Origin of the sequence: Klebsiella sp. CB_Kp196, from assembly GCF_040061575.1 — a bacterium.
Taxonomy (GTDB): Bacteria; Pseudomonadota; Gammaproteobacteria; order Enterobacterales; family Enterobacteriaceae; genus Klebsiella; species Klebsiella michiganensis.
Genome location: NZ_JBEAFH010000062.1, coordinates 32,834 through 57,461 on the forward strand (window position 1 = coordinate 32,834; position 24,628 = coordinate 57,461).

Genomic DNA, 24,628 nt, shown 5'->3' on the forward strand with positions numbered 1-24,628 from the left:
GAGCCAAATCTAATTAACACGCCCTTTGACTGACAGATCTTGACGGTTATCACAGTTCTGTTTTTTATAAATGGAAACCGGTTTCCGTCTGATATCAAATCATCCACGCAATAACTTTTTACATTTTGAGGACGATCGTCGATGTACAAGATTATGCTGTGCTGCTCTGCCGGAATGTCCACCAGCCTGTTGGTCAGAAAGATGGTTGACGCCGCGAAGGAACGTAACCTGCCGGTGCAGATTGACGCCTACGGAGTTTCCGAATTTGACATGCAGTTTCCGCAATACCAGGTGGTGCTTCTTGGACCACAGGTGAAATACATGCTGAAAAACTTAGCTGAGAAAGCCGCTCCCCTGAATATTCCGGTCCAGCCGATTAACGCCATGGATTACGGAATGCAGCGGGGAGACAACGTCCTGGATTATGCCCTGTCGCTGATTGAAGCGCATTAAGAGGTGTGCAAATGAGTTCTCTGTATCAGTCCATGATTGCCGCGATCGAGCAATCAATTACCCCGCTGGCAGGACGCCTTGGGCAGCAGAAATACGTTATCGCGATTCGCGATGGTTTCACTGCCGCATTGCCGTTTATGATCATCGGCTCATTCATGCTGGTATTTATCTTTCCGCCTTTTTCCCCGGATACCACTAACGGTTTCGCCCGCGGCTGGCTGGATTTCTCCCAGCAGTATCGCGAACAGCTGATGCTGCCGTTTAACCTCAGCATGGGCGTGATGACGTTCTTTATTTCGGTGGGGATCGGCGCCAGCCTGGGACGCCAGTTCCAGCTCGACCCGGTGATGTCCGGTCTGCTGGCGTTTATGGCTTTCTTACTGGTTGCCGCGCCGTACGCCGATGGCAAAATCTCCACCCAGTACCTCTCTGGTCAGGGTATTTTTACCGCCTTGATCACCGCCATCTATTCCACTCGCGTTTACGCCTGGCTAAAGCAGAACAACATTACGATTCGCCTGCCGAAAGAAGTGCCGACCGGCGTTGCGCGTTCGTTTGAAATCCTTATCCCGGTGCTGGTGGTGATCGCGACCCTGCATCCGCTGAATCTGTTTATCGAAGCGCAGACCGGTATGATCCTGCCGCAGGCGATTATGCATCTGCTGGAGCCTCTGGTTTCCGCCTCTGACTCCCTGCCGGCGATCCTGCTTTCCGTCCTGATGTGCCAGATCTTCTGGTTCGCCGGGATCCACGGCTCGCTGATCGTGACCGGCATTATGAACCCCTTCTGGATGGCCAACCTGTCGGCGAACCAGGCAGCGCTGGCGGCCGGTGCGGCTCTGCCGCATGTCTATCTGCAGGGTTTCTGGGACCACTACCTGCTGATTGGCGGCGTCGGCTCCACGCTTCCGCTGGCGTTCCTGCTGCTGCGTAGCCGCGTCACCCACCTGCGCACCATTGGCAAAATGGGTATCGTACCGAGCTTCTTTAATATCAATGAACCGATTCTGTTCGGCGCGCCGATTATCATGAACCCGATGATGTTTATCCCGTTCGTCTTTGTGCCGATGATTAACGCCGTTCTGGCTTACGGGGCGACGCGCCTCGGCTGGCTCAGCCAGGTCGTTTCGCTGACGCCGTGGACGACGCCGGCGCCTATCGGCGCATCATGGGCTGCAAACTGGACGCTAAGCCCGGTGGTGATGTGTTTAATTTGCATGGTGATGTCGGCGGTAATCTACCTACCCTTCCTGCGCGCCTATGAACGCTCGTTAATGAAAACTGAAGTTGAAAAAGCAAAAGCGGCAGTGCCGGTTGCCGAAACGGTCAGCCAATAATTAATCTCTATATTTAATATTATATTTAAAATGACGGCATAAATAATGTGGAAAAGGGACTTTCACTGCATTATTTAAAGAATAAAGTTAATGACCTCAGGATCTATCATGATTGAATTAGAAGATGCGGTAATGGAAATTATCGTTAATGCGGGCCAGTCACGCTCATTATGTTTTGAAGCGCTCCATTGCGCCCGCAACGGTAATATAGATGAAGCGCGCTTGCTTCTGAATGAAGCCGATGGCTACGCCCGCCGGGCGCACCAGATGCAGACCCGGCTTATCGAGCAGGACGCTGGCGAAGCGCGCCAGCAGATGACGTTAATTATGGTCCATGCTCAGGATCACTTAATGAATTCACTGCTCGCCCGTGAATTTTCGGAAGAGTTAATTCATTTATACCAGCGTTAATTTATATCAATATTTAGCAACTGTACCCGAACTAAATATACCAGCTTATCCTGGCGGGATAGCTATTATCTAAATATATCCGTCATATTTCAAGCTGCATGTACGTTGGCTGCGCTCGCTTACCCGAATCACTTACCAAAGTAAGCTCATCGGGATTCACTCCCTTGCCGCCTTCCTGCAACTCGAACTATTTAGGATATATATAAATTATTAAAAGCGAGATAATGATGAAAACTGTAAAAATGCTGCCATTAACCATGGCGGTCGTCGCCGCGCTGTGCCCAATTTCCGTATTCGCGCAAGAATTTACTCAAGAACAGATAGACGCCATTGTGGCGAAAGCCGTCGATAAAGCCCTGGCCGAACGCCAGGCGAAAATCGACGCCGCGGCTGATAAAAAAGTGGATGTTATCACCAACCCGCAGACCACCGCGGCCACGCCGGATATGGCGATCCCCTTCGGCCTGAAGTTCAGCGGCTACGCCCGCTACGGCGCGCAGTTCCAGACCGGCGATCAGAAGTTTGTCGGCGTGGATGGCTCCTATAACGGCGCTTCGGCGATCGGCCGTTTAGGCAACGAAGGCAACGGCGGCGAATTCCAGATAACCAAAGCCTTCAAGAGCAGTAAAGGCGCGATCTGGGATATCAACGTCATGTTTGACCACTGGAGCGATGAAGTTAACCTGAAAAAAGCCTACGTCGGCGTCACCAACGTGCTGGAGTCTAACCCCAACGCCTATATCTGGGCCGGCCGCGACTTCCATCAGCGCCCGCAACAGGGGATCAACGACTACTTCTGGATGAACCACGACGGCCAGGGCGCCGGGGTGAAGAACTTTGATATCGGCGGCGTGCAGTTTGACGTGGCGGGAGTGTCGCAGGTGGAGTCCTGTAGCCCGGAAGTGATGGCCGACGAGGCCAACCCGTCGCGCATCACCTGTACCGGCGGCTCCGGTACCGGCGATAACGGCCACTACGCCCTGACCACCAAAACCCACAACATCAAGGCCGGGCCGATCGACGTTGAGGTTTACGCCAACTACGGTTTCGATTCGAAAGCGGTGGACAGCGACGAACGTCTCGACGCCTGGCAGGGCGGGCTGGTGCTCAGCCACACCAACGACAGCGGCGTCAATAAAGTGATCCTGCGCTACTCCGATAACTCGGATAACAGCGTCTACAACAAAACCGATGACCTGACCGCGATTTACGCCAGCTTTGAAGGGCTGCATAAATTCACCCAGCAGGCGCAGCTCGAATATCTGCTGGCCTTCCACGACTATGACAACGGCAAGGACAACACCGATAACCGTAAAAACTACGGCGCCATTGTCCGTCCGATGTACTTCTGGAACGATGTGCACTCCACCTGGCTGGAAGCGGGCTACCAGCGCGTCGATTACGACCAGGGCGGCGATAACCACGGCTGGAAGCTGACGCTGTCGCAGAATATCGCCATCGGTATGGGGCCGGAGTTCCGCCCGATGCTGCGCTTCTACGTGACCGGCGGCCAGGTGGATAACAAACGCACCGCGAAGGTCAACGGCACCAAAGACGAACAGCTGGATTCGCTGAACGTCGGCGGCATGTTTGAGGCGTGGTTCTAAGAGAGTGAAACCATCCCGGGTCGCGGCGTCAGAGCCCGATCCGGGCTATCAGATCGTAACCTGTAGCCCGGCTAAGCGCAGCGCGAGCCGGGAAGAAGCCGCATCGATATATTCATCCCGGCGCATTCCCCGGGTTGCGGCGTAACGCCTTACCCCGGCTACCACTGGCTTAGGCGGTTTGCAAAAGGAGCCGGAGATTACCTCTGGCTCATCCGGCGGGCGATGCGTTCAAGCTTAATCATCAGCAGCAGCGTGACGCCCACCAGCACGATGGTCAGCGCCGAACCATCGGCAATATTGCCGCGATCGGTCAGGCTAAAAATCGTCACCGGCAGCGTTGTCCAGCCCGGCGGGTAGATCATCACCGTCGCGCCCAGCTCCCCCATCGATAGCGACAGGCTTAACGCCAGTGCCGAAATCATCCATGGCGTCATCAGCGGCAGCGTGACGTGGCGCAGACGATACCACGGCGATGCCCCGAGGCTGGAGGCGACGTTTTCAATATCGGCGGAAATCCGCGCCAGACCGGTGGAAACGTTGCTGAAGGTAAACGCGGAAATCAGCACGAAGTGCGCCGCCAGAACGATCCAAAAGGTGCCGTTCATCTGCAGAGGTCCCTGGCTGAAGGCCACCAGAATGCCAAGACCCACAGAAACGGATGGGATGGCGCTTGGCAGATAGAACATCAGCCCAAGGTATTTTTGCAGCTTCGCACCGTACTGCCGCAGGGACAGCGCAGCCCACATGCCGCACAGCAGAGCGAACAGGCTGGCGCAAAACCCGACCATCAGACTGGAAAAGAGCGCATCCCACGCGGCGCCGCGAAACGCGTTAACAAAGTGTCCGAGGGTAAAGCCGGACGGCAGCAGGCCGTTCCACTGCTGGCTCAGGCTGGACATCAAAATCACCGCCAGCGGCAGGAAGAAAAACCCGGCAAACAGCGTCACCGCCAGCGCTCCCGCCGCCGTACGGCCTTTACGCGACCAAATCAACATCGTTATCTCCTCACGCCGGTACGCGCGGCGGCCAGCCGATAGAGCATAAACAGCCCCAGCGACAGCAGAATATTAATCAGCGCAATCATGCAGGCGACGCTGTAGTCCGACTCGAGAATAGCCTTGCTGTAGACCATCATCGGTAGAGTATTTACCCCTTTGGCGCCGATAAACAGCACGATGCCGAACTCGTTGGTGGTCAACAGCAGACACAGGCTGCCGCCCGCCATTAGCGCCGGCAGCACCGCCGGAAAAATCACCTGGCCGATAACCCGCAGCGGATGCGCGCCGAGGATGCTCGCCGCTTCAAGCTGGCTTTTATCAATCTGCCGCAGCCCGGCCATCAGCGGACGCATCACCAGAGGGGTGAAGACGGTCATTTCCGCCAGTATGACCCCCTGAATCGAATAGAGAAAATCCACCGGCGGCAGTTCAAAAGCAAACAGCGACATCAGCGTCCCGTTCAGCAGACCAGCGGAGCCGTAAATAAAGGTGAAAGCCAGGGTGATGAGAAAGGTCGGCAGCGCAATAAAGGTATCAATTATCCGGCTAATCAGCTGGCTACCGGGAAACGGGATAAACACCAGAATCAGCGCCAGTACGCTGCCGAGCAGCAGGCAGCCTGATGTCGCGATAACCGCGATTTGCAAGGTATTGAGCAATGCGCTGAGAAAGCGCCGGGACTCCACCACCTGCCAGAAGGTTTCGAGGCCCAGGTGGCCCTCGGTATCGCGCAGCGCCTGTTCGCCGATGAGCAGCAGCGGGTAGAAAAACAGGGTCGCCAGCACCAGCAGCGGCGGCAGCAGCCACAGTAAGGGCCGCAGATGAACAGAGCGACGCGGGAGCGTTAAGATCTGCGACATTATGACACCTCAATCAGGACCGCATCGTTGGGTTCAAAATAGAGCGCCAGCCTGTCGCCCGCACGCGGCAGCGGATTCACGTGGGTCATCACGATACGCACCGCCTCCCCCGCCACGTCGCATAGCAGATGGGTCAAATCGCCCTGCCAGTGCACGGAGGTCAGGATGGCGTTCAGCCGGTTGCTGGTGGCCGATCGCGGCGCGAGACTCATATGCTGCGGGCGAATACAGAGCAGCTTATTGTTGCCATGCTGGCCGCCGCGGCTGAACGCGGCGATCAATCCGCCGCCGCAGCTGACGCTGACCAGGCCAGGTCCCGCGGTATCTGTCAGCGCCGTCGCCTGCAGGATATTGGCACGTCCGAGAAACTCAGCGCTAAAACGATTAGGCGGATAGTGGTAAAGCTGATGGGTTTCGCCGTGGGCAATGAGCGAGCCGTCTTTCATGATGCCAATCTTGTCCGCCAGGGTCAGGGCTTCGGTCTGATCGTGGGTGACGTAGAGAATGGTCAGCTCCGGCAGTTCGCGGTGCAGACGGGCAATTTCCTCGACCATGTTGTGACGGATTTGCGCATCCAGCGCCGAGAGCGGCTCATCAAGCAGCAATACCCGCGGACGCACGGCGATGGCGCGAGCAATTGCGACGCGCTGCTGCTGGCCGCCGGAAAGCTGGTGCGGATAGCGGCTGGCGTAATCCGCCATGCCGACGATTTTCAGGGCTTCCTGAACCCGTTCAGCGATCTGCGCTTTGGGCTGCTTCTGCGCCCGCAGGCCGAAGGCGACGTTATCTTCTACCTTCATGTGCGGAAACAGGGCGTAGTTTTGAACCACCATACCAAGGCCGCGTTGATACGGCGGCAGGTGGGTGATATCCGTGTCGCCAAGCAAAATTCGACCACCGGCAGGCTGCACAAAACCGGCTATCGCCCGCAGCACCGTGGTTTTCCCGGAGCCCGAAGGGCCGATCAGCGCCAGCACCTCACCGGGTTCAATGGTTAATGTCAGCGGCTTCAGCACCACGTTGCCGTGATAAGAAACGCGCAGCGCGTCGAGAGTAATTCCGGACGTCCCCGCCAGCGACGGGGTGGGGGCAGCGGTCGTTTTCATTAACATCACGCTTACTCGCTGTCCGTCACTTTATGCCAGTGGGCAATATCCGCCGACAGCGAAACCGCAACGTCGTCCCAGTTGGGTTCCCAGCTTTTCACACCGTTAAGCGCCGCTTTCGCCGCTTTAAAGTTAGCGTCTTCCGGCGTCACGTCGCTGCGCACCGGCAGACCCCAGGAGAGCGCGCTGACGCTGGACTGAGCGGATTTATCGAGCAGGAAGTTAATCAGCTTTTTACCGTTTTCGCCGTTCGGACCGTTCTGCACCAGGCCGATGGTATAGGGCAGCGCCAGCGCGCTGCGTTCGCCTTGCGCGTCCGCTGGCCAGAAGATTTGCACATTCGGATTACGCGCCATCTGCGACAGGTTCATTTGCAGATCGCCGTTAGCGATGTACAGCTCGCCTTTATTGACCAGCGCGGTCAACTTACCGGTGGAAGCAGACGGACCAACGTTATTGGCCTGGAGCTTACCGAGATAATCGAACCCCGCCTCTTTGCTCCCCATGCTGTGAAACGCCTGTAGCATGACCGCCGTACCGTCACCCGCCTGCCCCGGCGTCGAGTACTGCAGTTTGTTCCTGAAGCGGCTATCGAGCAACTCCTGCCAGCTGGCCGGCGCGGTTTTCAGCAGCTTACTGTTATAGATAAAGGTCAGATAGTTATTCACCAGCGGCGAGTAGCGGTCGTGTACGCCCGGGATCCGGGCGCTGTCCTGCGGCTGAAATTCGGCCAACAGCTGTTCTTTCGCGGCACGCTGGATAAACGGCGGCACCGTCACCAGCACATCGGCCTGAGGGTTGGTGCGCTCTTTTGCCAGGCGTTCAACAATCGCCCCGGAACCGCCTTCCACGTACTGCACCTTGATGCCCGTTGCTTTGGTGAAAGCGGCGAACTGGTGCTGGTACCAGCTGTTATCACCATCGTGCAGGCCGTCAGCGGAGTAAACCGTGACGATGCCATCTGCCCAGACCGGAGAGCTGGTCAGCGCGAACAGGGACAGCAGGGCAAGTCGGGAGAGTTTCATCGTATATGCCTCATCGGGTAGTTAGCCATTCTGGTGTAGACCAGATTGTTTTTCACGCTACCCGGGGTTTATGACAAAACGATGAATGAAGTGTGGCGAAAGGATGACGCCGGCGCAGAAGACCCCCTCCCGGAGGCGGCGCTTGACGCGCCTGTCCGGGCTACCCGTCCGCAGAAGGCGGTGAACCCGTAGCCCGGGTAAGGCGCCAGCCGCAACCCGGGAAAACGCTCGGGCAGGACCAATAAAATCAATGGGTATCGACTTCAATACGCAGGCTGTCGTGGCGCCAGTACTCGATATCGTAATCGAGAATTCGCCCGTGCTGATCGTAGTTGAGGCGGCGCAAGAGCAGCGCCGGCCGCCCTTCCATCACCCCCAGGGCTTCCGCGGCCTGGGGCGGCATTGAGGTGGGCCAGAACGACAGATGCATACTGGTATATATCAGGTCATAGTGGGTCTGATAAATTTCGGTCAGGCTGCCGTTTAAATCATGGCGCAGCAGCTCCGGAACCCTGGCCGGCAGGCAGTGATTTTCACAGTAGCAGATTGCCCGCCCGTCAGCATGGCGCAGTCGGGTGAGCAGGTAGATCTGGTCGAACGGCTGCAGCGCCAACGGCGCCATAACGTCCAGCGGAACGGCGGCCAGACGACCGTCGAGCAGCACCGTTTTCGGCTCCCGCCCCTGTTCCAGGCACAGCTTGTGGAAGTTGGTATTCTGCGTCGGATCCAACCACAAGCGCTCCGGCGTAACAAACCAGCCGCGGCGGTCGGCGCGATAAATCACGCCGCTGGACTCAAGCTGCGCCAGGCTCTCACGCACCGTAATACGCGTGGTGTTGAACAGCGCGCACAGCTCGCGCTCGGACGGCAGCTTATCGCCGCTCTTCAACGCGCCGTTTTGAATACGCGCCTGAAGCTGCGCCTTGATCAGCAGATACTGTGGCGTCTCGCCAGAGGGTGATTTCATGTTCGCTCGCGGCCAAATTTGATGCGCTCATTATACATAACCAGATGAATTTTTTGTTGCAGCGCTACTTTCCCTTTGACCTTTTCGGGGCACGATCGTCATTATAAAAAACATCTGGTATAGACCAAATGGTGAAAACAATGACTTCGCGTAATTATCTGCTGCTGACGCCCGGACCGCTAACCACTTCCCGTACGGTAAAAGAGGCGATGCTGTTCGATAGCTGTACCTGGGACGACGACTACAATCTCGGCGTCGTTCAGGTCATTCGCCAACGGTTGGTGGAACTGGCGACGCCCGCTAACGGCTACACCTCAGTGCTGCTGCAAGGCAGCGGCAGCTACGCGGTTGAAGCGGTGCTCGGTAGCGCGATCGGCGCGCAGGGAAAAGTGCTGATTATCAGCAACGGCGCCTACGGCGCGCGCATGATCGAGATGGCGAAACTGATGTGCATTGCGCACCATCCCTACGACTGCGGCGAAGTGGCGCGGCCGGACGCGGCGGCGATCGAACGGATCCTGCAAACCGACCCGGCGATCACCCATATCGCCATGGTGCATAGCGAAACCACGACCGGCATGCTCAACCCGATCGAAGAGGTCGCCGCGCTGGCGAAACGTTACGACAAACGCTACATCGTCGATGCCATGAGCAGCTTCGGCGGCATTCCCATGGACGTCGCCGCCCTGAATATCGATTATCTGATCAGCTCCGCCAACAAATGCATTCAGGGTGTGCCGGGCTTTGCCTTCGTCATTGCCCGGGAGGCGGAACTGGCAAACTGCCAGGGCCGCTCGCGCTCGCTGTCGCTGGATCTGTACGCCCAGTGGCGCTGCATGGAGGATAACCACGGCAAGTGGCGCTTCACCTCACCGACCCATACCGTGCTGGCCTTTGCCCAGGCGCTGAAGGAGCTGGCGGAGGAAGGCGGCGTGCGCGCACGTCATCAGCGTTACAGCACGAACCAGCGGCGTCTGGTGGCGGGAATGCGTACGCTAGGCTTTCAGCCGCTGCTCGACGATAGCCTGCACTCGCCGATCATCACCGCGTTTTACTCCCCGGATGCGCCGCAGTATCGCTTTAAGGATTTCTACCAGCGGCTTAAAGTGCAGGGTTTCGTGATCTATCCGGGCAAGGTGTCGCAAAGCGACTGCTTCCGTATCGGCAACATCGGCGAAGTGTACGACGCCGACATCACCGCCCTGCTGGCGGCCATCAAAAACGCCATGTACTGGCAATGCTAAGGAACCGTCATGAACCGTATTAACGCCGTTATTCTTGATTGGGCAGGCACCACCGTCGACTTTGGCTCCTTCGCGCCGACGCAGATTTTCGTTGAGGCCTTCCGTCAGGCTTTTGCCGTGGAGATTACGCTCGAAGAAGCCAGGGTGCCGATGGGTCTCGGCAAATGGCAGCATATTGAAGCGCTGGGGAAACTGCCCGCCGTGGACGCCCGCTGGCAAGCGAAGTTTGGCCGGGCGATGAACGCTGCCGATATCGACGCGATCTATGCTGCTTTTATGCCGCTGCAGATTGCCAAAGTTGTCGATTTTTCTGCGCCGATCGCCGGGGTTGTCGACACCATTGCCGCGCTGCGCGCCGAAGGCATAAAAATTGGCTCCTGTTCCGGCTATCCGCGTCTGGTGATGGAAAAGCTGGCGCCGGCCGCCGCCGCGCAGGGCTATGCGCCTGACCACTGGGTGGCGACGGACGACCTCGCCGTCGGGGGGCGGCCAGGCCCGTGGATGGCGTTACAGAACGTCATTGTCCTCGGCATCGACTCGGTAGCCCACTGCGTCAAGGTTGATGATTCCGCTCCCGGCATTACCGAAGGATTAAACGCCGGAATGTGGAGCGTGGGTCTGGCGGTTTCCGGTAACGAATTCGGCGCCAGCTGGGAGGAATATCAGCAGATGAGCGCCGAAGAGATCGCCGCCCGCCGCGAGCACGCCGCCGGGAAGCTGTACGCCGCCGGGGCGCACTATGTGGTAGATACGCTGGCGGATTTGCCGGGCGTGATTGCCGACATCAACCGTCGTCTGGCGCAGGGCGAACGCCCGTAGTTTTATTGACGATTCGCCTGACTGCGGCCCCATTACACTCGTACTTTCGTCGCCACCAGCAGGCCGGTCAGCAGCATCAACGTACCGGAGAGGACCAGCGGCGAGAGCAGACCAAGGTGATCCAGCGCCACGCCGCCAACCGCGGCGCCGCAGGTGTTGGCCAGCTGGATCACCGCCACCTGAATCGACCCGGCTTTCTCCGCCTGATCGGACAGGGAGCGGGTGATCCACGTTGACCAGCCAACCGGTATCAACGCGAAGGCAAAGCCCCAGATAACGGCAACCGTCGACGCCACGATTTTACTCTCCCCCCACAGTACCAGCACCGCCGCGCTGATGGCCAGCACCACCGGGGCAACCGCCAGCGCCGCTTTCACCGATCTTTTGAGCAGCATCGAAGAGAGCGAGGTGCCGACGAAGCTGGCGATGCCGAAGCTCAACAGCACCAGCGTCAGGCCGTCAACGTCAAAGCCCGCCAGCGTCATATACACCGGGCGAATATAGGTAAAGAAGGCGAACTGGCCGGCGAAGGCCATAAAAATGGCGCACATCCCGGCCATCACGCCGGGGCGCTTTAGCAGGCCGAACATATTTTGCTGCGCCGAGGTCGACTCGCCCGGCAGAGACGGCAGCGCCTTCAGCACCCAAATCGTACAGACCACCCCCATCACCGCGGCGCCGTTAAAGACGTTACGCCAGCCGATAATCCCACCGAGAAAGCTGCCCAGCGGCGCGGCGATCACCAGCGCTATCGATACCGCGCCAAAAATGACCGACAGGGCTTTGGGCACCACGCGCATCGGCACCAGCCGCATGGTGAGCGACGCCGACATCGCCCAAAAGCCGCCCAGCGCCAGCCCGAGGCAGGCGCGGCCGAGCAGCAATAACGCAAAGCTGTTAGCAAAAGAGACCAGCAGGCAGGAAAGGGTCAGCAGAACCGAAAACAGAATCACCACGTAGCGGCGATCGGTACTGCGGATAATCGAGGTGATAAACAGGCTGGCGAACATCGCCACGAACGCCGTGATGGTGACCGACTGTCCGGCAACCCCTTCGGAGATGCCTAAATCCTGCGCCATCGGCGTGAGCAGGCTTACCGGCAGGAACTCAACGGTAATCAGGCAGGCCACGCAGAAGGCCACCGCAAAAACCGCCGACCAGTTGGGTCGCGCCGACTGATGAGCCTGTGGCGTAGAGGCATTCGAAGGAGTCATAAGTTACCTGCATGGTTGAACACGGGGAAGCCGCGCAGTGTAACATTTTAAATGTGACGAATTTAACGTTTTGACAACTTTTCAGGCCTTGCAAAGCTCCTGCGTAGCTGCTCGCATAACCGGAAAATCACGTTCTTAGGTATTTCAGAACAGTAAGAGGAAGAAATAACATAGCACTTGGTGCTATATTTATGGTTACAGGATGTCAGCCAATGCGTGTTTTTAAAACGAAATGGTTTACCAGGGAAGCCCGGGCCCATGCGATTGATGATGGCGAACTCTGCAAAGCGATTGAAGCCACTCTCCAGGGAAAAGCAGATAACCTTGGTGGCGGCGTTTACAAAAAACGCCTCAATAAAAATCGCGATCGCGCAATTATTCTGGCAAAGGGCGCTGAGCATTGGTTTTACACATTTTTATACGCCAAACAGGATATCGCCAATATCGATAACCGAGAACTCGCGGCGTTCCGTGAGTTAGCCAGGCATTATTCCCTTCTCAGCGAGGAGAAAATGGCGGCATTGGTTAAGAGAAAAGAATTGGTGGAGATTTGTCATGACTGCAAAAACTAAATTCAAAAGCCCCGCCTTTGAAGCTATCCATAGCGCTGCAGCAGGTTTATACAGTGTTGATGCGATCGCGCAGGAGACAATGCGCAGCTTTGATGAAACATGCATCAGCCGCGTAAGCGATTTCCAACCTGGTGAAATTAAGGCTCTACGTGACCAACTCAACGTCAGTCAGCCGGTTTTTGCCCGCTATCTGAACACCAGCGTTTCCACGGTCCAAAAATGGGAAAGCGGGGCAAAACGCCCCGGTGGGCTGGCACTGAAATTACTCACCATCGTGCAAAAACATGGGTTAGAGGTACTGGCATGATGGCTTTGTTGCGATGACTTATGCACCGGTGGCCTCGTCGGCGTGACGTTTAACGAAGCCAACAGTGCACCGGAAAGTGATATCAGTGCAGCCAGTGGACGCCATCCTCCGGCAAAAAAAGCGCGTTATAGCGCTCCTGCAAAGCGTGCAGGTCGCTCACTTCCGGCTCCAGCTCGCGAAGAAAACCTTGTGCCAGGCGGATTTGCGCTTCGGTAATCGGCGCCGCGAGGCGGGACTTTTTCATCAACCGATACCAGTAGTGCAGGTTCTGCTCGCTGCCGTCGACGATAGCGACCTGCCAGACCAGCAGCACCTGCGCGGCATTTTGCAAATGTGCTTCATTCGGCCGCTCCAGGTAGCGCAGATACTCGTTGCCGGCGGTTTTTCCCAGCTGATCGATCATCGATTCCAGCGGTACCGGCGTAATGCCTAATCGTTCGCTCAGACGGCGAATCGCACGGCGTGAATCAGAGGTAAGCACCCGAAATCCCACAACAAATACCACTATCAGCGTGGCCAGTCCTAACCAGATCATGCATCCTCTCATTCAATCGCAGCCCCACTATCATAATGGGAAATTGCCCGCTGTCGACTGCCGGAAGTACCATAATGTGACTTATCGCGGCCCCGTATCGCTATCATCAAACCGCCCGGCAAGAGGCATAAAAAAGCCCGGCGCAGGGGCCGGGCAACGTGACTCACACCCAATGACTCAGGCAGTCTGCAACGTTTGCGTCTTTTTCTGACGGCGGATTTTACGTTCCTCAAACACCGCGACGATGGCCATCAGGCAGATGCAGCCAATCGCCGCCGCATCCAGCGCCGCAAAGGTGCCCGCCCAGCCGGTGAGGCCGAAAATAGGCGTACCGTCGGCAATCATCCCGAGGCCCAGCTTGGCGAAGCTGTCGCCGATCAGATAGGCGAAGGTGCCCTTGATCCCGTCGGCAGCGCCAATCGCCTTTTTCGGCACGAAACCTACCGCGGCAACGCCGATCAGCAGCTGGGGGCCAAACACCAGGAAGCCCAGCGCAAACAGCGAGGCGAGATAAACGTATTGGTTACTGGCGTGCTGATAAACCCCCAGGGTGGCGATAATCAACGCCAGCGCAACGCAGGCCACCAGCGCGCGACGACCGTTTGCCAGATCCGACAGCCAGCCCCACAGCAGCGTGCCGACCAGCGCGCCCACTTCAAACAGGGTAAAGCCCTGAATCGCCACCTCTTTGGAGAGCTTCAGCTCCTGGAAAGCGTAAACGGTGGACCACTGGTCGATACCGATGCGCACCACGTACAGGAAGATATTGGAGAAGCACAGCAGCCAGATGACTTTGTTCTTCAGTACGTACTCGACGAAGATCTGCCATTTGGTCATGGCGTTCTCTTCCGTCTCTTTATCCTCTTCGCTGATCTCTTCGCCAAACAGCTCTTCGGCGTTACCGAGACCGTAGGATTCCGGGGAGTCGCTGCCGAAGCGCAGGCCGATAAAACCGACGATCAGCGCGATAATCGACGGGAAGATAAACATCCCGATCACGTGGCCGTCGAACAGGTAGTTGGCGCCAAACAGCGCTACGCCCGCCGCGCCGGCGCCGCCGAGGTTGTGAGAAATATTCCAGAAGCCGAGGAAGGTGCCGCGCTTACGGCGAGGCGTCCACTTGGTAATAGTCGAATAGCTGCATGAGCCGCCGGTGCTCTGGAAAAAGCCGCTCAGAGCGTAGAAGGCGATCATCAGGAACAGACTGGTCGACCCTGCACCCATGCTGGCGCTGAAGCCAAGCATACAGATGGCCGAAAGGATCAGCATAAACGGTAGAAACTGCTTGGTGTTCTTACCGTCTGCGTAGTAAGAAACCAGCGTTTTACCCACGCCGTAGGTGATTGAGAATCCGAGACCGATCATCCCCAGCTGCGTCATGCTCAACCCGTAGGTGGAGATCATGTCGTTCTGCGCGATGTTAAAGTTTTTGCGGATCAGGTACATGGTCAGATAGCCGATGAAAACCACCAGATACGACTGCATGAACGGTTTGAACCACATTTTGCGCCGCGCTTCGAGCGGCAGGTCCAGGGTTGGCTTACGCACCTGGTTTAAGAAGGCCAGCATGATTGGGTGACTCCTGAGCTGATTTAGTACCTGCGAATGGCAGGCATTGTAAAAATCAGCCGGGAGACTCGCCTGAGACAGCGTCCAGGCGAAACCGGGAAAATTTCTTAGTTTTACGCCATTCGGCGAAGAAAGGTGAAGTGGGTCACGCTTCTCGCGGCGCCTGGGCGTTTAAAAACGGCAGCAGCAGCAGGGCGGAAATGCCGGCGGCAATGGCGATAACCACGAAAAAACCGCTCCAGTGCCAGATTTCCATCACCTGCGCCAGCGGCCAGCCGGAGAGCGATGCGCCAAGATAGGCAAACAGGCCAACAAAGCCGGTTGCCGCCCCCGCCGCCTCTTTGTGCGAGCACTCCGCCGCCGCCATGCCGATCAGCATCTGTGGGCCAAAAACGAAAAAGCCGGTCGTGAAGAAGCAGGCCGCCTGCATCACGTAGCTGGCGAACGGCATCAGCCAGAGGCCGCCCACCGACAGCAAAATACCGGCGGCGAAAATCAGGTTCATCGGCCCGCGGTTGCCGTTAAACAGTTTATCCGAGCCCCAGCCAGCCACCAGCGCGCCGATAAAGCCGCCCACCTCGAACATGGTGACCGCCGAATTCGCCGTGACCAGATCGACGCCGAGCGTTTCCGACATATACAGGTTGCCCCAGTCGTTAATCGCCGCGCGCACCACGTACACCAGCACGTAGCACAGCGAGAGCAGCCAGATATAGGGATTCAGCAGCACGTATTTGGTGAGGATCTCTTTACGGGTCAGGCCAGCCCCTTCCTGCTGCTGGGCAATCTCCAGTTCATCGTGCCGCCAGTCGCCCACGGCGGGCAGTCCTACCGCCTGCGGCCGGTCGCGCAGCCGCCAGCAGAGAAACAGCCCGGCGAGGATCGCCAGCATGCCGGCAATCATCATCCCCGTTCGCCAGCCGTAGTGCAGCGCCGCCGCGCCAACCACCATCGGGATCAGCGCCCCGCCGACGTTATGCGCCGTATTCCACAGCGCCCACCAGCCGCCGCGTTCGGTGCGCGAATACCAGGTCGTCAGCAGACGGGCGCACACCGGCGAGCCCCAGCCCTGGAAGAAGGCGTTCAGCGCCCACAACAGCGCGAAGGCCCACAGCGAAGTGGAAAAGCCAAACAGAATATTCACCACGCCGGTAGCGACCAGACCAATGCCCATAAAATAGCGGGCGTTAGAACGGTCGCTGACGATACCGGAGAAAAATTTCGACAGCCCGTAGGTGATGTAGAACAGCGTTGCCAGCAGGCCGATATCGCTGCGCGTCAGCACGTTGCTGGCGAGGATTTCCGGCACGGCGGCGTTAAAGCTTTTACGCGTAAAATAAAACAGCGCATAGCCCAGCCAGATGGTCAGCAGAATATGCCGACGCCAGTAGCGGTAGCGCGCGTCCAGCGCCGGTTTGTCGGTAATCGGCGGAGCCGCGGGCGGGGATTTCAAAAAGGCAAACATCGTCGCTCCTCAGGCGTAGCGCAGCGGCAGGCTGACGCAAACGCGGGTGCCGTGGGTGCAGGAGATGGTTAAGGTGCCGCCCAGCGCGCTGACGCGCTCGCGCATGCCGGTCAGGCCGAAGCCCTGCTGACCGGAGCCCGGCGGCAGGCCGCAGCCGTCGTCCTCCAGCACCAGCATCAGCCGCTGCTCCTGCTGCCAGCCCTGCAGCGTGACGGCGCTGGCGCTGGCGTGTTTGACGATATTATTCAGCCCTTCCTGGCAGACGCGGAACAGGGTGACGCGCTGGTTTTCGCTCAGCAGCGACTCATCAATACGCCACGCCAGATGGCTGACCATACCGCGGTCCTCCAGCTCCATTTCGCGCATCAGCGAACGCACCGCCTGTTCAAGCGTCAGGTCGTCCAGCTGGCGCGGGCGCAGGCGGCCCAGCAGGCGGCGCACCGAATCATAGACGCCGAGCGAAAGCTGCTCAATCAGCTGGCCGCTCTGCCTGACGCTGGCGCTGTTGGGCGCCAGACGCTGGACGATCCCCGCCTGAGTACGGATGGCGGTGATGGTCTGGCCGATATCATCGTGCAGCTCGCGGGCCACCTCGCGGCGCACGCTCTCTTCGGTTTCCAGCAGGCGTTCCGCCAGCCGCTGGTTGCGCACCAGCTCGTTTTGCAGCGACTGATTCAGCTCGCGCAGCCGCTGAATGCCAGCGCCCAGCAGCAGGCCCGTCAGGCTTTGCGCCAGCAGCGAAAGCAGCAAATCCACCGGATGATCGTGCCAGCTCTGGCTGGCAATCAGCGCGATGGCGTTCATCAGGGTCGCGATCAGCGCGCCCTGCCAGCCGTAGTGCCAGGCCAGGGCGATAATCGGCAGCGCCAGGCAGAAGGGCGTAAATCGCGAGAGCTCGGCGGGCAGCCCCAGCTGGAGCCAGAGGCTGACGCTGAACAGCAGCAGATACCAGATAAGATGCCGCCCGCGCCAGTTTACCGGCTGCGAGACCAGCGATGGCCCCAGCGGCCGCCAGACGGTACTGGTAAGGTAGTGCCAGATAACCAGGCAGGTAGGCGCCAGCGTCAGGCCGCCGGTCAGGGTCAGCAGCAGCGCGTTCAGCCCCTCCTTGCCTTCCGGCAGCCACGGCAGCGACTGGAGCAGCGCAGCGGCGATCAGCGCCCCTCCCTGGCGCAGCAGGGTGAGCCAGTCGCGCTGCTGGCGATAGCGTGAGATCAGCGCCACCGGCAGCAGGGTCAACAGACTTCCGGTCATCAATATTATCGGGTGCGCCAGCGCCACTTCCTGCGTCAGCCAGAAGATCAGCAGCCACTCAGCGCCCAGCAGAACCGGCCAGTAGCCGCGCGGACACTGCAGCATCAGGCCAAGACGCAGGCCAAAGGGGAAAAGCAGCACCGCAAGATCGGCACGCTCCACCAGGTGCAGGCTGATGCTCCACAGGCAAAACCACGCGGCGGAAAAGATAAAGCAACAGCCGATAACCGAGAGCAGCCGGGAGAGAAAGGCGTTCATTGCCAGCTATCGAACATGCGGCGCGCCAGCTCGACGTCGTTGCTGACGCCCAGCTTTTCCAGCAGATTAGCGCGATGAACGTGCACGGTTTTTGGCGACAGGCCCAGCTCGGCGGCAATCTCTTTTACCGCCATCCCCTGCGCCAGCTTTTCCGCCACCTCGCGTTCGCGTTTGGTGAGCGGATCCCGTCGCCCGGCCGCCAGCTTCATGGCGATATCCGGCGTCAGGTAGCAGCCGCCGGCCGCCACGGTGCGGACGGCGGCGATCAGCTCATCCGGGCTGCAGCGCTTGGAGAGAAAGCCGCGCGCGCCGGCGTTCAGCGCCTGCTCCACCAGCGCCGGGCTGTCGTGCACCGACAGCATCACGATCGCCATCCCTTTCGGTAGCTGGCTTAACAGCTCAAGCCCGGAGATATCCGGCATCGAGATATCGCAGATACAGACCTGCACGCCGCGGCCGGGCAGCCCCGCCAGCGCTTCGCGCCCGGAACCGAATTCGGCGACGACCTGAAAATCGGCTTCCAGCCCCAGCAGCTGGGCAAAGCCGGAGCGGACGATAAGATGATCGTCAATAAGGGCGATTGTGGTCATGGTGATTCCTGGGGAGGATAAAAAACGCGCTTACCTTAACGGTATAAACGTCATCCTTCAAGCTGCCTCTGTTCCCCCCAGTCACTGACTTCACTCAGCTCCCGGGGGATTCTCAGAGTTGCCGCCCTGATGCGGCTTGAGTGATTTTGTTTATCGCGCGCAGCGGATCAAGCCGCGAGCGATTATTCGAAGAACACCGCGATTTTGCTGAACATAGAGGGATCGGACTGATTGCGCACCACCTTCTCAACGTCTTCCAGCTTTTCGATCTGGCTAATCATCTGCCCGAGGCGCTGATCGTCGTTGACCAGTAGCCAGATGCGGCTCTGGTTGCTGTCCGGGATCGGCAGACAAAGAATGCCTTCCACGTTAAATGCGCGGCGGGCAAACAGGCCGCAAACGTGGGTCATCACGCCAGGGTGGTTGCGCACGGTGAGCTGTAGAATAACGTTTTCATGAGTCGCTTGTTGCATGGCTTATTCCCCCACCATTTCAGTATTGGCCGCACCCGGCGGTACCATCGGATACACTTTTTCTTCGGCATCGATACGCACGTGGATCAGCGCCGGACCCGGGCGGTCGATAATCGCCTGCAGCGCCGCCTGCGGATCGGCTTCGTTATTTAAATCACAGGTTTGCAGACCAAAACCGGCGGCGATCTGCATAAAGTTGACCATGCCAGGATAGGTCGCGGCGAACACGCCCTGCTTATAGAACAGGCTCTGCTGCTGGTGAACCAGCCCCAGCGCTTCGTTATTCATCAGGATGATTTTTACGTCCAGCTGATTTTCCGCCGCGGTTGCCATTTCCTGAATGTTCATCATCAGGCTGCCGTCGCCGGAGAAGCAGATGACCTTGCGCTGCGGGTTAGCCAGCGCCGCGCCTACCGCGGCAGGCAGACCAAAACCCATGGTGCCGAGGCCGCCGGAGGTCAGCCACTGGCGCGGACGGTTGAGCGGATACGCCTGCGCGACCCACATCTGGTGCTGGCCGACGTCGGTGGTCACGATTGCCTCATCGTCAACGCAGGCGGCAACGGCGTTAATCAGGCCATAGTGGGTAAGCGGGTCTTGCTCCTGCGGAATGGTGCAGGGGAACTCCCGCTGCAGATCGGCCACCAGCTGCAGCCATTCGCTGCGCGGCTGCGCCTCGACCTGCGGGATCAGCTGCGCCAGCACTTCGCCAACATCGCCCTGAATCGCCACGTGCGGCTGTTTGATTTTGCCCAGCTCAGAGCGGTCGATATCAACGTGGATAATTTTCGCGTTCGGGCAGAACTGCTCGGTTTTACCAATCGCCCGGTCATCAAAACGGGCGCCTAAAACAACCAATAAATCAGCCTCTTGCAAAATAAAATTGGTACTGCGCGCGCCGTGCATCCCCAGCATGCCCAGCGACAGCGGATGCGCTTTCGGCAGCATGCCCAGCGCCATCAGGGTCTGGGTGGTTGGCAGGTTGGCTTTTTCCGCCAGCTGGCGAATCTGCTCAGGGGCGTTGATGACCCCACCACCCAGATAGAGCACCGGACGCTGCGCGGCGTTAATCATCGCCGCCGCTTCACGCACGCTGGCGCTATCGAACGTCGGAGGCGCCGTACGGGCGCCGGGTTCCGGCAGGGCGTCAAGCTCAATGGTCGCGGCCTGAACATCCTTAGGAATATCTATCCACACCGGCCCTGGTCGCCCGGACTGCGCGATGCGAAACGCGTCGCTTATCACCTGCGGCAGCTCAGCAATGTTGCGTACCAGATAGTTATGTTTCGTGATGGGGATAGAGATACCGTAGGTGTCGACTTCCTGGAAAGCGTCGGTGCCGATCATTGAGGCCGGAACCTGGCCGGTAATGCACACCAGCGGAATCGAATCCAGACGGGCGTCGGCGATAGCGGTGATCAGGTTAGTGGCTCCCGGGCCGCTACAGGCCATACACACCGCCGGTTTGCCCTCGGTGCGCGCCATGCCCTGGGCAATAAACCCCGCGCCCTGCTCGTGACGCGCCAGAATATGGCGGATCTGCGTGCTTTGGCTTAACGCATCGTAAATGGGAAGGATGGAGCCGCCCGGAATGCCGCTGACCGTGGTGATCCCCTGACGCTCCAGTAAATGAACGACTAACTGTGCGCCAGTGAAGCGCATTTTTTGTGATGTTGTGCCCGAACTTGCCATGCTCCAGTCCTTTTATTCTGGGCCGACTTACCGGGGGGCATGAAACGAAAAACCCCGCTCGGTTTGCGCCGGCGGGGTTTGGAATTCGTGTTGTTCCGGACCCTACGGCGCGTTGCCGACGACGACCACCACAGACACGACGACCACCGCGGCAGGCGCGGTTAGTAGTAGGGTCGAAGTCAGCGTGGTAGCGTTCATGAGGGACCTGTTGTCTCAAAAAAGGGAATGAATTTATACAAACACAGCTTTTGTCATTTCACAATGGATTTATTTTCAACCAAGAGAAACTGCGCGGAAGATCACATTAATTTGCGGCGGGATAAAAAACAAAAAACCCCGCCGCGGCGAGGTTTTCTGTTCGGTGTTTTTACGGTTGGTAGCCGCAAGCACACTGTATTACGTCAACGAAAAAAGTATACGCGATCGGGGAAGAAGGCGCAATTTTCACGACGGTTTTTGCTGATTTAGAGTATGGATCGCGTATACAAATTTGCCCAAAAAATACTGTTCATATATACAGTGTTCATTCTATACTGAGGGGGTACGCAGGGGGAATCTGGGGCCGCACTTTTACCGGCGCAAAAAAGTCCTGGCTGAAACGGGTGGTGCCGTCAGCGCCTTAACCCCAGAAGAGCACACTGTGTTACGTCAACAAATACCCCGAATTATTGAGTCCGCCACCGGCAGGTGGCGCCTGAATATGACGGGTATACCCTGGCTGGCAACAGGCGGCGGTAAGGTACGCCAGCCGGTTGTGCTCCTGAACCAGAGGAGACGCGTATGGGCGGAGTGGATATCGTTGTTCTGATCCTGAAACTCATGGTTGCCGTGTTGCAACTACTTGATGCAGTCCTGAAGCAGTTCCGCTGATTCAGGTTCAAGTCGCACCTGAGAGGGGCGGGAAACCGCCCCTCTACAGGCTAACCTGACGGAGAAAAATTATGGCACCGTTGTTGATCGCCGCTATCACCCCGGACGAACCTGGTTTTTCGGCACTCCGCGCCGAAAGCCTGGCGCAAAACCTGAACATGCTGCGTCGCCTGGCGGAGAACTGGCAGAACGGGGAAAACCGTTTTAACGCGCCGGGAGAAAAGCTGCTGGGGGCTTTTGCGCACGGGCAGCTGGTGGGCGTGTGCGGGCTTAACATCGACCCTTTTAGCCAGCAGCCGCGGGCCGGTCGCATCCGCCATTTGTATATCGCCGAGCGCCATCGTCGGCAGGGGATCGGGCATCAGCTGCTGGTCTCGGTTATCACCCACTCCGGCAGCAGCTTTGATTTTCTCAATACCCATGCGCCGTCAACGGCCTGGTCGTTTTATGAAAATCTGGGATTTCGCCCGATATATGATGAACCCCGAGTCACCCATCGTCTGTTCTGTTCGCTCTAGCCGCCGCTGGCTGCTGAAGAGTGCGCATGTTACAGTCCGTTGACGATTTATTCCCCAGCGCCAGGCCGCAATGACCATTACCGTATTCTGTATTTTGCTGTTCGCCGCCCTGCTTCACGCCAGCTGGAACGCTATCGTTAAAGCCAGCGGCGATAAAATGTACGCAGCGGTAGGCGTTAGCGGCTCTGCCTCGCTCATCGCCCTTGTTCTGCTCCCTTTTGCCCCCCAACCCACGCTCGCCAGCGTGCCGTTTCTTGCCGTCTCCTGTGCGCTACAGGTGGTGTATACGGTGCTGGTGGCAAAAACCTATCAGGTCTCGGATATGAGCCAGACCTATCCGCTGATGCGCGGGACCGCCCCGCTACTGGTGGCGATAATCAGCGTCGCCTTTCTTGGCGACACTCTCTCCCCGCTGGCGTGGCTGGGCATCGGCGTCATCTGCCTGGCGATTCTGGCGATGGCCTTTAACGGGCGCGCCAGTTCGAGCCAGGGTATCGTACTGGCGCTGATCAACGCCTGCTTCATTGCGGGCTACACGCTGGTTGACGGAACCGGTGTGCGGCTTTCAGAAACCGCGCTGGGCTATACCCTGTGGACCTTTTTTATGAACGGCTTCTGTCTGCTGGGCTGGGCGATGATTGCCCGACGCCCGCAGGCCAGCCGCTATCTGCGCCAGCACTGGAAGAAAGGCATGGTCGGTGGCGTCGGTACCATGGGCTCCTATGGCCTGGCGCTGTGGGCCATGACCCAGGCGCCGCTGGCGGTGGTGGCAGCCCTGCGCGAAACCTCGATTCTTTTTGGCGCAGTTATCGCGTTTATCCTGTTGAAAGAGAAGGTAGTTCCATTGCGCATCGCCGCCGCCTGCGGCATTGCCGCCGGGGCGATTCTGCTGCGGCTGTCGTAATCCACACATGGCAACATTAGTTGCCGATTGTTGTTTACAAAACCTGCCTGAACATCCCCGACAATCCCCCCTTACAGGGTTGTTCTGTCATTTTTATGTGGTAGATTCCTCCATCGTTTAGCGGGTGTGCCAGTCACATATTCTTCATCTTCAACTTTATACAAAGTATTCATCGACATGAAACGGCATAAGAACTTCAATTTGTTGTTGATGCTGGTGCTGCTGGTGGCCGTAGGCCAGATGGCGCAGACCATTTATATTCCGGCGATTGCCGATATGGCGATATCGCTCAACGTTCGCGAAGGCGCGGTGCAGAGCGTGATGGCCGCTTATCTGCTGACCTACGGCGTCTCGCAGCTTTTCTACGGCCCGCTCTCCGATCGCGTTGGCCGCCGCCCGGTGATCCTGGTGGGAATGTCCATTTTTATGCTGGCGACGCTGGTTGCCATTACCACCCATAGCCTGCCGGTGCTGATTGCCGCCAGCGCAATGCAGGGGATGGGTACCGGCGTCGGCGGCGTGATGGCGCGAACCCTGCCGCGCGATCTGTATGAAGGGGCGCAGCTCAGGCACGCCAATAGCCTGCTGAATATGGGGATTCTGGTTAGCCCGCTGCTGGCGCCGCTGATTGGCGGCATTCTCGATACCTTATGGAACTGGCGGGCCTGCTTCGTATTTCTGCTGGTACTTTGCGCCGGCGTCACCTTCAGCATGGCGCGCTGGATGCCGGAAACCCGGCCCACCGGCGCGCCGCGTACCCGGCTCATCACCAACTATAAAACGCTGTTCGGTACTGGCGCATTCAACTGCTATCTGCTGATGCTGATCGGCGGCCTGGCGGGCATTGCCGTGTTCGAAGCCTGTTCCGGCGTGCTGATGGGCGCGGTACTGGGTCTGAGCAGTATGTCGGTCAGCATTCTGTTTATTCTGCCGATCCCGGCGGCGTTCTTTGGCGCCTGGTTTGCCGGCCGGCCGAACAAACGCTTCCCGACGCTGATGTGGCAGTCGGTGATTTGCTGCCTGCTGGCGGGGGTGCTGATGTGGATCCCTGGCCTGCTGGGCGTGATGACCGTCTGGACCCTGCTGGTTCCCGCCGCGCTATTCTTTTTTGGCGCGGGGATGCTGTTCCCGCTGGCAACCAGCGGCGCGATGGAGCCCTTCCCGTTCCTCGCCGGCACCGCCGGGGCGCTGGTGGGCGGGCTGCAGAATATCGGTTCCGGCGTGCTGGCGTGGCTGTCGGCGATGATGCCGCAAACCGGTCAGGGCAGCCTCGGCCTGCTGATGATGCTGATGGGATTGCTGATTCTGCTGTGCTGGCTGCCGCTGGCGTCGCGCTTTCATCAACACCAGCAGCCGGTTTAAGGCTTCATTGCGGGTTCCCCGGGTCGCGACGCGGGGCGTCTTACCCGGGCTACAAAATGACGGACGCCGATGAACCCGTAGCCCGGCTAAGCGCAGCGCAAGCCGGGAAGCGGTGGCGAATTATCAGCCCCGGCATATTTCCCGGAGGCGGCGCCTGACGCGCCTGTCCGGGCTTGTATGATTACTCCGTCAGAAAGAACCGGCCAGTTCTCTCTGAT

The 24,628-nt window shown here is 58.5% G+C and carries 26 protein-coding genes; 12 read left to right on the forward strand and 14 right to left on the reverse strand.

Translation table 11 applies throughout. From position 1 onward, the window contains the following. Positions 1-141 precede the first annotated feature (141 nt). The 4 genes from ABLU87_RS22855 to ABLU87_RS22870 all read left to right on the forward strand — a co-directional run bounded on the left by ABLU87_RS22855 (position 142) and on the right by ABLU87_RS22870 (position 3,808). Positions 142-453, forward strand: a complete 312-nt coding sequence (locus ABLU87_RS22855) for a PTS sugar transporter subunit IIB (RefSeq protein WP_014227304.1) — start codon at positions 142-144, stop codon at positions 451-453. Positions 454-464: 11 nt separating this feature from the next. Beyond that, a complete protein-coding gene (locus ABLU87_RS22860) occupies positions 465-1,790 on the forward strand; it encodes a PTS transporter subunit EIIC (RefSeq protein WP_014227305.1) in 1,326 nt (441 codons plus the stop codon). Between the two features lie 108 nt (positions 1,791-1,898). After that, entirely contained in the window at positions 1,899-2,201 is a 303-nt protein-coding gene (locus ABLU87_RS22865) for a PTS lactose/cellobiose transporter subunit IIA (RefSeq protein ID WP_032751827.1), read from the forward strand. A 227-nt stretch (positions 2,202-2,428) separates the two neighbouring features. Then, on the forward strand, positions 2,429-3,808 hold the full coding sequence (locus ABLU87_RS22870; RefSeq protein ID WP_048262984.1) for a carbohydrate porin: 1,380 nt from the start codon (positions 2,429-2,431) through the stop codon (positions 3,806-3,808). A 197-nt stretch (positions 3,809-4,005) separates the two neighbouring features. On the opposite strand, the gene phnV is transcribed toward ABLU87_RS22870, so the two are convergent. The 5 genes from phnV to phnR all read right to left on the reverse strand — a co-directional run bounded on the left by phnV (position 4,006) and on the right by phnR (position 8,764). Continuing rightward, positions 4,006-4,803 carry a 2-aminoethylphosphonate ABC transport system, membrane component PhnV gene (gene phnV, locus ABLU87_RS22875; protein WP_025107577.1) on the reverse strand — a complete coding sequence of 266 codons (798 nt, stop codon included), beginning with the start codon at positions 4,801-4,803 and terminating at the stop codon, positions 4,006-4,008. Between the two features lie 2 nt (positions 4,804-4,805). Further along, entirely contained in the window at positions 4,806-5,666 is an 861-nt protein-coding gene (gene phnU, locus ABLU87_RS22880; protein ID WP_048262945.1) for a 2-aminoethylphosphonate ABC transporter permease subunit, read from the reverse strand. After that, a complete protein-coding gene (gene phnT / locus ABLU87_RS22885) occupies positions 5,666-6,778 on the reverse strand; it encodes a 2-aminoethylphosphonate ABC transport system ATP-binding subunit PhnT (protein ID WP_032718744.1) in 1,113 nt (370 codons plus the stop codon). Before phnT ends, phnU begins: the two co-directional genes overlap by 1 nt. A gap of 5 nt (positions 6,779-6,783) precedes the next feature. After that, positions 6,784-7,797, reverse strand: a complete 1,014-nt coding sequence (phnS, locus tag ABLU87_RS22890) for a 2-aminoethylphosphonate ABC transporter substrate-binding protein (RefSeq protein ID WP_122117436.1) — start codon at positions 7,795-7,797, stop codon at positions 6,784-6,786. Positions 7,798-8,044: 247 nt separating this feature from the next. Next, the gene (gene phnR, locus ABLU87_RS22895; RefSeq protein WP_009653851.1) at positions 8,045-8,764 is read right to left on the reverse strand and encodes a phosphonate utilization transcriptional regulator PhnR; all 720 of its coding nucleotides are present in this window, start codon (positions 8,762-8,764) and stop codon (positions 8,045-8,047) included. Between the two features lie 140 nt (positions 8,765-8,904). Here phnR and phnW point away from each other — a divergent pair, with 140 nt between their 5' ends. Together phnW and phnX are read left to right on the forward strand one after the other, a co-directional pair. Beyond that, positions 8,905-10,008: a 2-aminoethylphosphonate--pyruvate transaminase gene (gene phnW, locus ABLU87_RS22900; RefSeq protein WP_025107574.1), complete on the forward strand. Its 1,104-nt coding sequence runs from the start codon at positions 8,905-8,907 to the stop codon at positions 10,006-10,008. Between the two features lie 9 nt (positions 10,009-10,017). Further along, the gene (gene phnX / locus ABLU87_RS22905) at positions 10,018-10,827 is read left to right on the forward strand and encodes a phosphonoacetaldehyde hydrolase (RefSeq protein WP_064357593.1); all 810 of its coding nucleotides are present in this window, start codon (positions 10,018-10,020) and stop codon (positions 10,825-10,827) included. Between the two features lie 32 nt (positions 10,828-10,859). On the opposite strand, the gene nepI is transcribed toward phnX, so the two are convergent. Next, complete coding sequence (gene nepI, locus ABLU87_RS22910; protein WP_122117435.1) at positions 10,860-12,041, reverse strand: purine ribonucleoside efflux pump NepI; 1,182 nt, start codon at positions 12,039-12,041, stop codon at positions 10,860-10,862. Between the two features lie 212 nt (positions 12,042-12,253). Here nepI and ABLU87_RS22915 point away from each other — a divergent pair, with 212 nt between their 5' ends. After that, a complete protein-coding gene (locus ABLU87_RS22915) occupies positions 12,254-12,613 on the forward strand; it encodes a type II toxin-antitoxin system RelE/ParE family toxin (RefSeq protein WP_025107572.1) in 360 nt (119 codons plus the stop codon). Next, positions 12,597-12,920 (forward strand): DNA-binding transcriptional regulator, encoded by a 324-nt coding sequence (locus ABLU87_RS22920; protein WP_004126838.1) that lies wholly within the window; start codon positions 12,597-12,599, stop codon positions 12,918-12,920. Before ABLU87_RS22915 ends, ABLU87_RS22920 begins: the two co-directional genes overlap by 17 nt. An 82-nt stretch (positions 12,921-13,002) precedes the next feature. Here ABLU87_RS22920 and ABLU87_RS22925 read toward each other — a convergent pair whose 3' ends face one another. The 8 genes from ABLU87_RS22925 to ivbL all read right to left on the reverse strand — a co-directional run bounded on the left by ABLU87_RS22925 (position 13,003) and on the right by ivbL (position 20,954). Beyond that, entirely contained in the window at positions 13,003-13,455 is a 453-nt protein-coding gene (locus tag ABLU87_RS22925) for a DUF1198 domain-containing protein (RefSeq protein ID WP_025107571.1), read from the reverse strand. Between the two features lie 177 nt (positions 13,456-13,632). Beyond that, positions 13,633-15,024 (reverse strand): hexose-6-phosphate:phosphate antiporter, encoded by a 1,392-nt coding sequence (gene uhpT, locus ABLU87_RS22930; RefSeq protein WP_004126843.1) that lies wholly within the window; start codon positions 15,022-15,024, stop codon positions 13,633-13,635. A gap of 145 nt (positions 15,025-15,169) precedes the next feature. Continuing rightward, positions 15,170-16,489 carry an MFS transporter gene (locus ABLU87_RS22935; RefSeq protein WP_014227316.1) on the reverse strand — a complete coding sequence of 440 codons (1,320 nt, stop codon included), beginning with the start codon at positions 16,487-16,489 and terminating at the stop codon, positions 15,170-15,172. 9 nt (positions 16,490-16,498) lie between these two features. Continuing rightward, positions 16,499-17,980: a signal transduction histidine-protein kinase/phosphatase UhpB gene (gene uhpB, locus ABLU87_RS22940; RefSeq protein ID WP_162557350.1), complete on the reverse strand. Its 1,482-nt coding sequence runs from the start codon at positions 17,978-17,980 to the stop codon at positions 16,499-16,501. A gap of 17 nt (positions 17,981-17,997) precedes the next feature. Further along, a complete protein-coding gene (uhpA, locus tag ABLU87_RS22945) occupies positions 17,998-18,591 on the reverse strand; it encodes a transcriptional regulator UhpA (protein ID WP_004107112.1) in 594 nt (197 codons plus the stop codon). A gap of 182 nt (positions 18,592-18,773) precedes the next feature. Next, positions 18,774-19,064, reverse strand: a complete 291-nt coding sequence (ilvN, locus tag ABLU87_RS22950) for an acetolactate synthase small subunit (protein WP_004855635.1) — start codon at positions 19,062-19,064, stop codon at positions 18,774-18,776. A gap of 3 nt (positions 19,065-19,067) precedes the next feature. After that, complete coding sequence (gene ilvB / locus ABLU87_RS22955) at positions 19,068-20,756, reverse strand: acetolactate synthase large subunit (RefSeq protein ID WP_088168033.1); 1,689 nt, start codon at positions 20,754-20,756, stop codon at positions 19,068-19,070. A 102-nt stretch (positions 20,757-20,858) separates the two neighbouring features. Continuing rightward, positions 20,859-20,954 carry an ilvB operon leader peptide IvbL gene (gene ivbL, locus ABLU87_RS22960; protein ID WP_004107123.1) on the reverse strand — a complete coding sequence of 32 codons (96 nt, stop codon included), beginning with the start codon at positions 20,952-20,954 and terminating at the stop codon, positions 20,859-20,861. A 582-nt stretch (positions 20,955-21,536) separates the two neighbouring features. Between ivbL and tisB the strand changes: the two genes are divergently transcribed. The 4 genes from tisB (at position 21,537) to emrD (ending at position 24,410) form a co-directional block, all read left to right on the forward strand. After that, positions 21,537-21,626, forward strand: coding sequence for a type I toxin-antitoxin system toxin TisB (gene tisB / locus ABLU87_RS22965; protein WP_004107126.1), 90 nt, complete (start codon positions 21,537-21,539; stop codon positions 21,624-21,626). A gap of 71 nt (positions 21,627-21,697) precedes the next feature. Next, positions 21,698-22,144 (forward strand): GNAT family N-acetyltransferase, encoded by a 447-nt coding sequence (locus ABLU87_RS22970; RefSeq protein WP_004855646.1) that lies wholly within the window; start codon positions 21,698-21,700, stop codon positions 22,142-22,144. A 70-nt stretch (positions 22,145-22,214) separates the two neighbouring features. Continuing rightward, on the forward strand, positions 22,215-23,048 hold the full coding sequence (locus ABLU87_RS22975) for a DMT family transporter (protein WP_014227319.1): 834 nt from the start codon (positions 22,215-22,217) through the stop codon (positions 23,046-23,048). A gap of 177 nt (positions 23,049-23,225) precedes the next feature. Further along, positions 23,226-24,410 (forward strand): multidrug efflux MFS transporter EmrD, encoded by a 1,185-nt coding sequence (emrD, locus tag ABLU87_RS22980; RefSeq protein ID WP_004855651.1) that lies wholly within the window; start codon positions 23,226-23,228, stop codon positions 24,408-24,410. Positions 24,411-24,628: the final 218 nt, after the last annotated feature.

Coding starts and splice junctions, on each gene's coding strand:
- ABLU87_RS22865 (WP_032751827.1), top strand. CDS start 1,899: ATGATTGAATTAGAAGATGCGGTAATGGAAATTATCGTTAATGCGGGC.
- emrD (WP_004855651.1), top strand. CDS start 23,226: ATGAAACGGCATAAGAACTTCAATTTGTTGTTGATGCTGGTGCTGCTG.
- ABLU87_RS22860 (WP_014227305.1), top strand. CDS start 465: ATGAGTTCTCTGTATCAGTCCATGATTGCCGCGATCGAGCAATCAATT.
- ilvN (WP_004855635.1), bottom strand. CDS start 19,064: ATGCAACAAGCGACTCATGAAAACGTTATTCTACAGCTCACCGTGCGC.
- ABLU87_RS22870 (WP_048262984.1), top strand. CDS start 2,429: ATGAAAACTGTAAAAATGCTGCCATTAACCATGGCGGTCGTCGCCGCG.
- nepI (WP_122117435.1), bottom strand. CDS start 12,041: ATGACTCCTTCGAATGCCTCTACGCCACAGGCTCATCAGTCGGCGCGA.
- phnS (WP_122117436.1), bottom strand. CDS start 7,797: ATGAAACTCTCCCGACTTGCCCTGCTGTCCCTGTTCGCGCTGACCAGC.
- ilvB (WP_088168033.1), bottom strand. CDS start 20,756: ATGGCAAGTTCGGGCACAACATCACAAAAAATGCGCTTCACTGGCGCA.
- ABLU87_RS22935 (WP_014227316.1), bottom strand. CDS start 16,489: ATGTTTGCCTTTTTGAAATCCCCGCCCGCGGCTCCGCCGATTACCGAC.
- ABLU87_RS22915 (WP_025107572.1), top strand. CDS start 12,254: ATGCGTGTTTTTAAAACGAAATGGTTTACCAGGGAAGCCCGGGCCCAT.
- uhpA (WP_004107112.1), bottom strand. CDS start 18,591: ATGACCACAATCGCCCTTATTGACGATCATCTTATCGTCCGCTCCGGC.
- ABLU87_RS22855 (WP_014227304.1), top strand. CDS start 142: ATGTACAAGATTATGCTGTGCTGCTCTGCCGGAATGTCCACCAGCCTG.
- ivbL (WP_004107123.1), bottom strand. CDS start 20,954: ATGAACGCTACCACGCTGACTTCGACCCTACTACTAACCGCGCCTGCC.
- phnT (WP_032718744.1), bottom strand. CDS start 6,778: ATGTTAATGAAAACGACCGCTGCCCCCACCCCGTCGCTGGCGGGGACG.
- phnX (WP_064357593.1), top strand. CDS start 10,018: ATGAACCGTATTAACGCCGTTATTCTTGATTGGGCAGGCACCACCGTC.
- phnV (WP_025107577.1), bottom strand. CDS start 4,803: ATGTTGATTTGGTCGCGTAAAGGCCGTACGGCGGCGGGAGCGCTGGCG.
- phnW (WP_025107574.1), top strand. CDS start 8,905: ATGACTTCGCGTAATTATCTGCTGCTGACGCCCGGACCGCTAACCACT.
- ABLU87_RS22970 (WP_004855646.1), top strand. CDS start 21,698: ATGGCACCGTTGTTGATCGCCGCTATCACCCCGGACGAACCTGGTTTT.
- ABLU87_RS22925 (WP_025107571.1), bottom strand. CDS start 13,455: ATGATCTGGTTAGGACTGGCCACGCTGATAGTGGTATTTGTTGTGGGA.
- phnR (WP_009653851.1), bottom strand. CDS start 8,764: ATGAAATCACCCTCTGGCGAGACGCCACAGTATCTGCTGATCAAGGCG.
- phnU (WP_048262945.1), bottom strand. CDS start 5,666: ATGTCGCAGATCTTAACGCTCCCGCGTCGCTCTGTTCATCTGCGGCCC.
- uhpT (WP_004126843.1), bottom strand. CDS start 15,024: ATGCTGGCCTTCTTAAACCAGGTGCGTAAGCCAACCCTGGACCTGCCG.
- tisB (WP_004107126.1), top strand. CDS start 21,537: ATGGGCGGAGTGGATATCGTTGTTCTGATCCTGAAACTCATGGTTGCC.
- ABLU87_RS22920 (WP_004126838.1), top strand. CDS start 12,597: ATGACTGCAAAAACTAAATTCAAAAGCCCCGCCTTTGAAGCTATCCAT.
- ABLU87_RS22975 (WP_014227319.1), top strand. CDS start 22,215: ATGACCATTACCGTATTCTGTATTTTGCTGTTCGCCGCCCTGCTTCAC.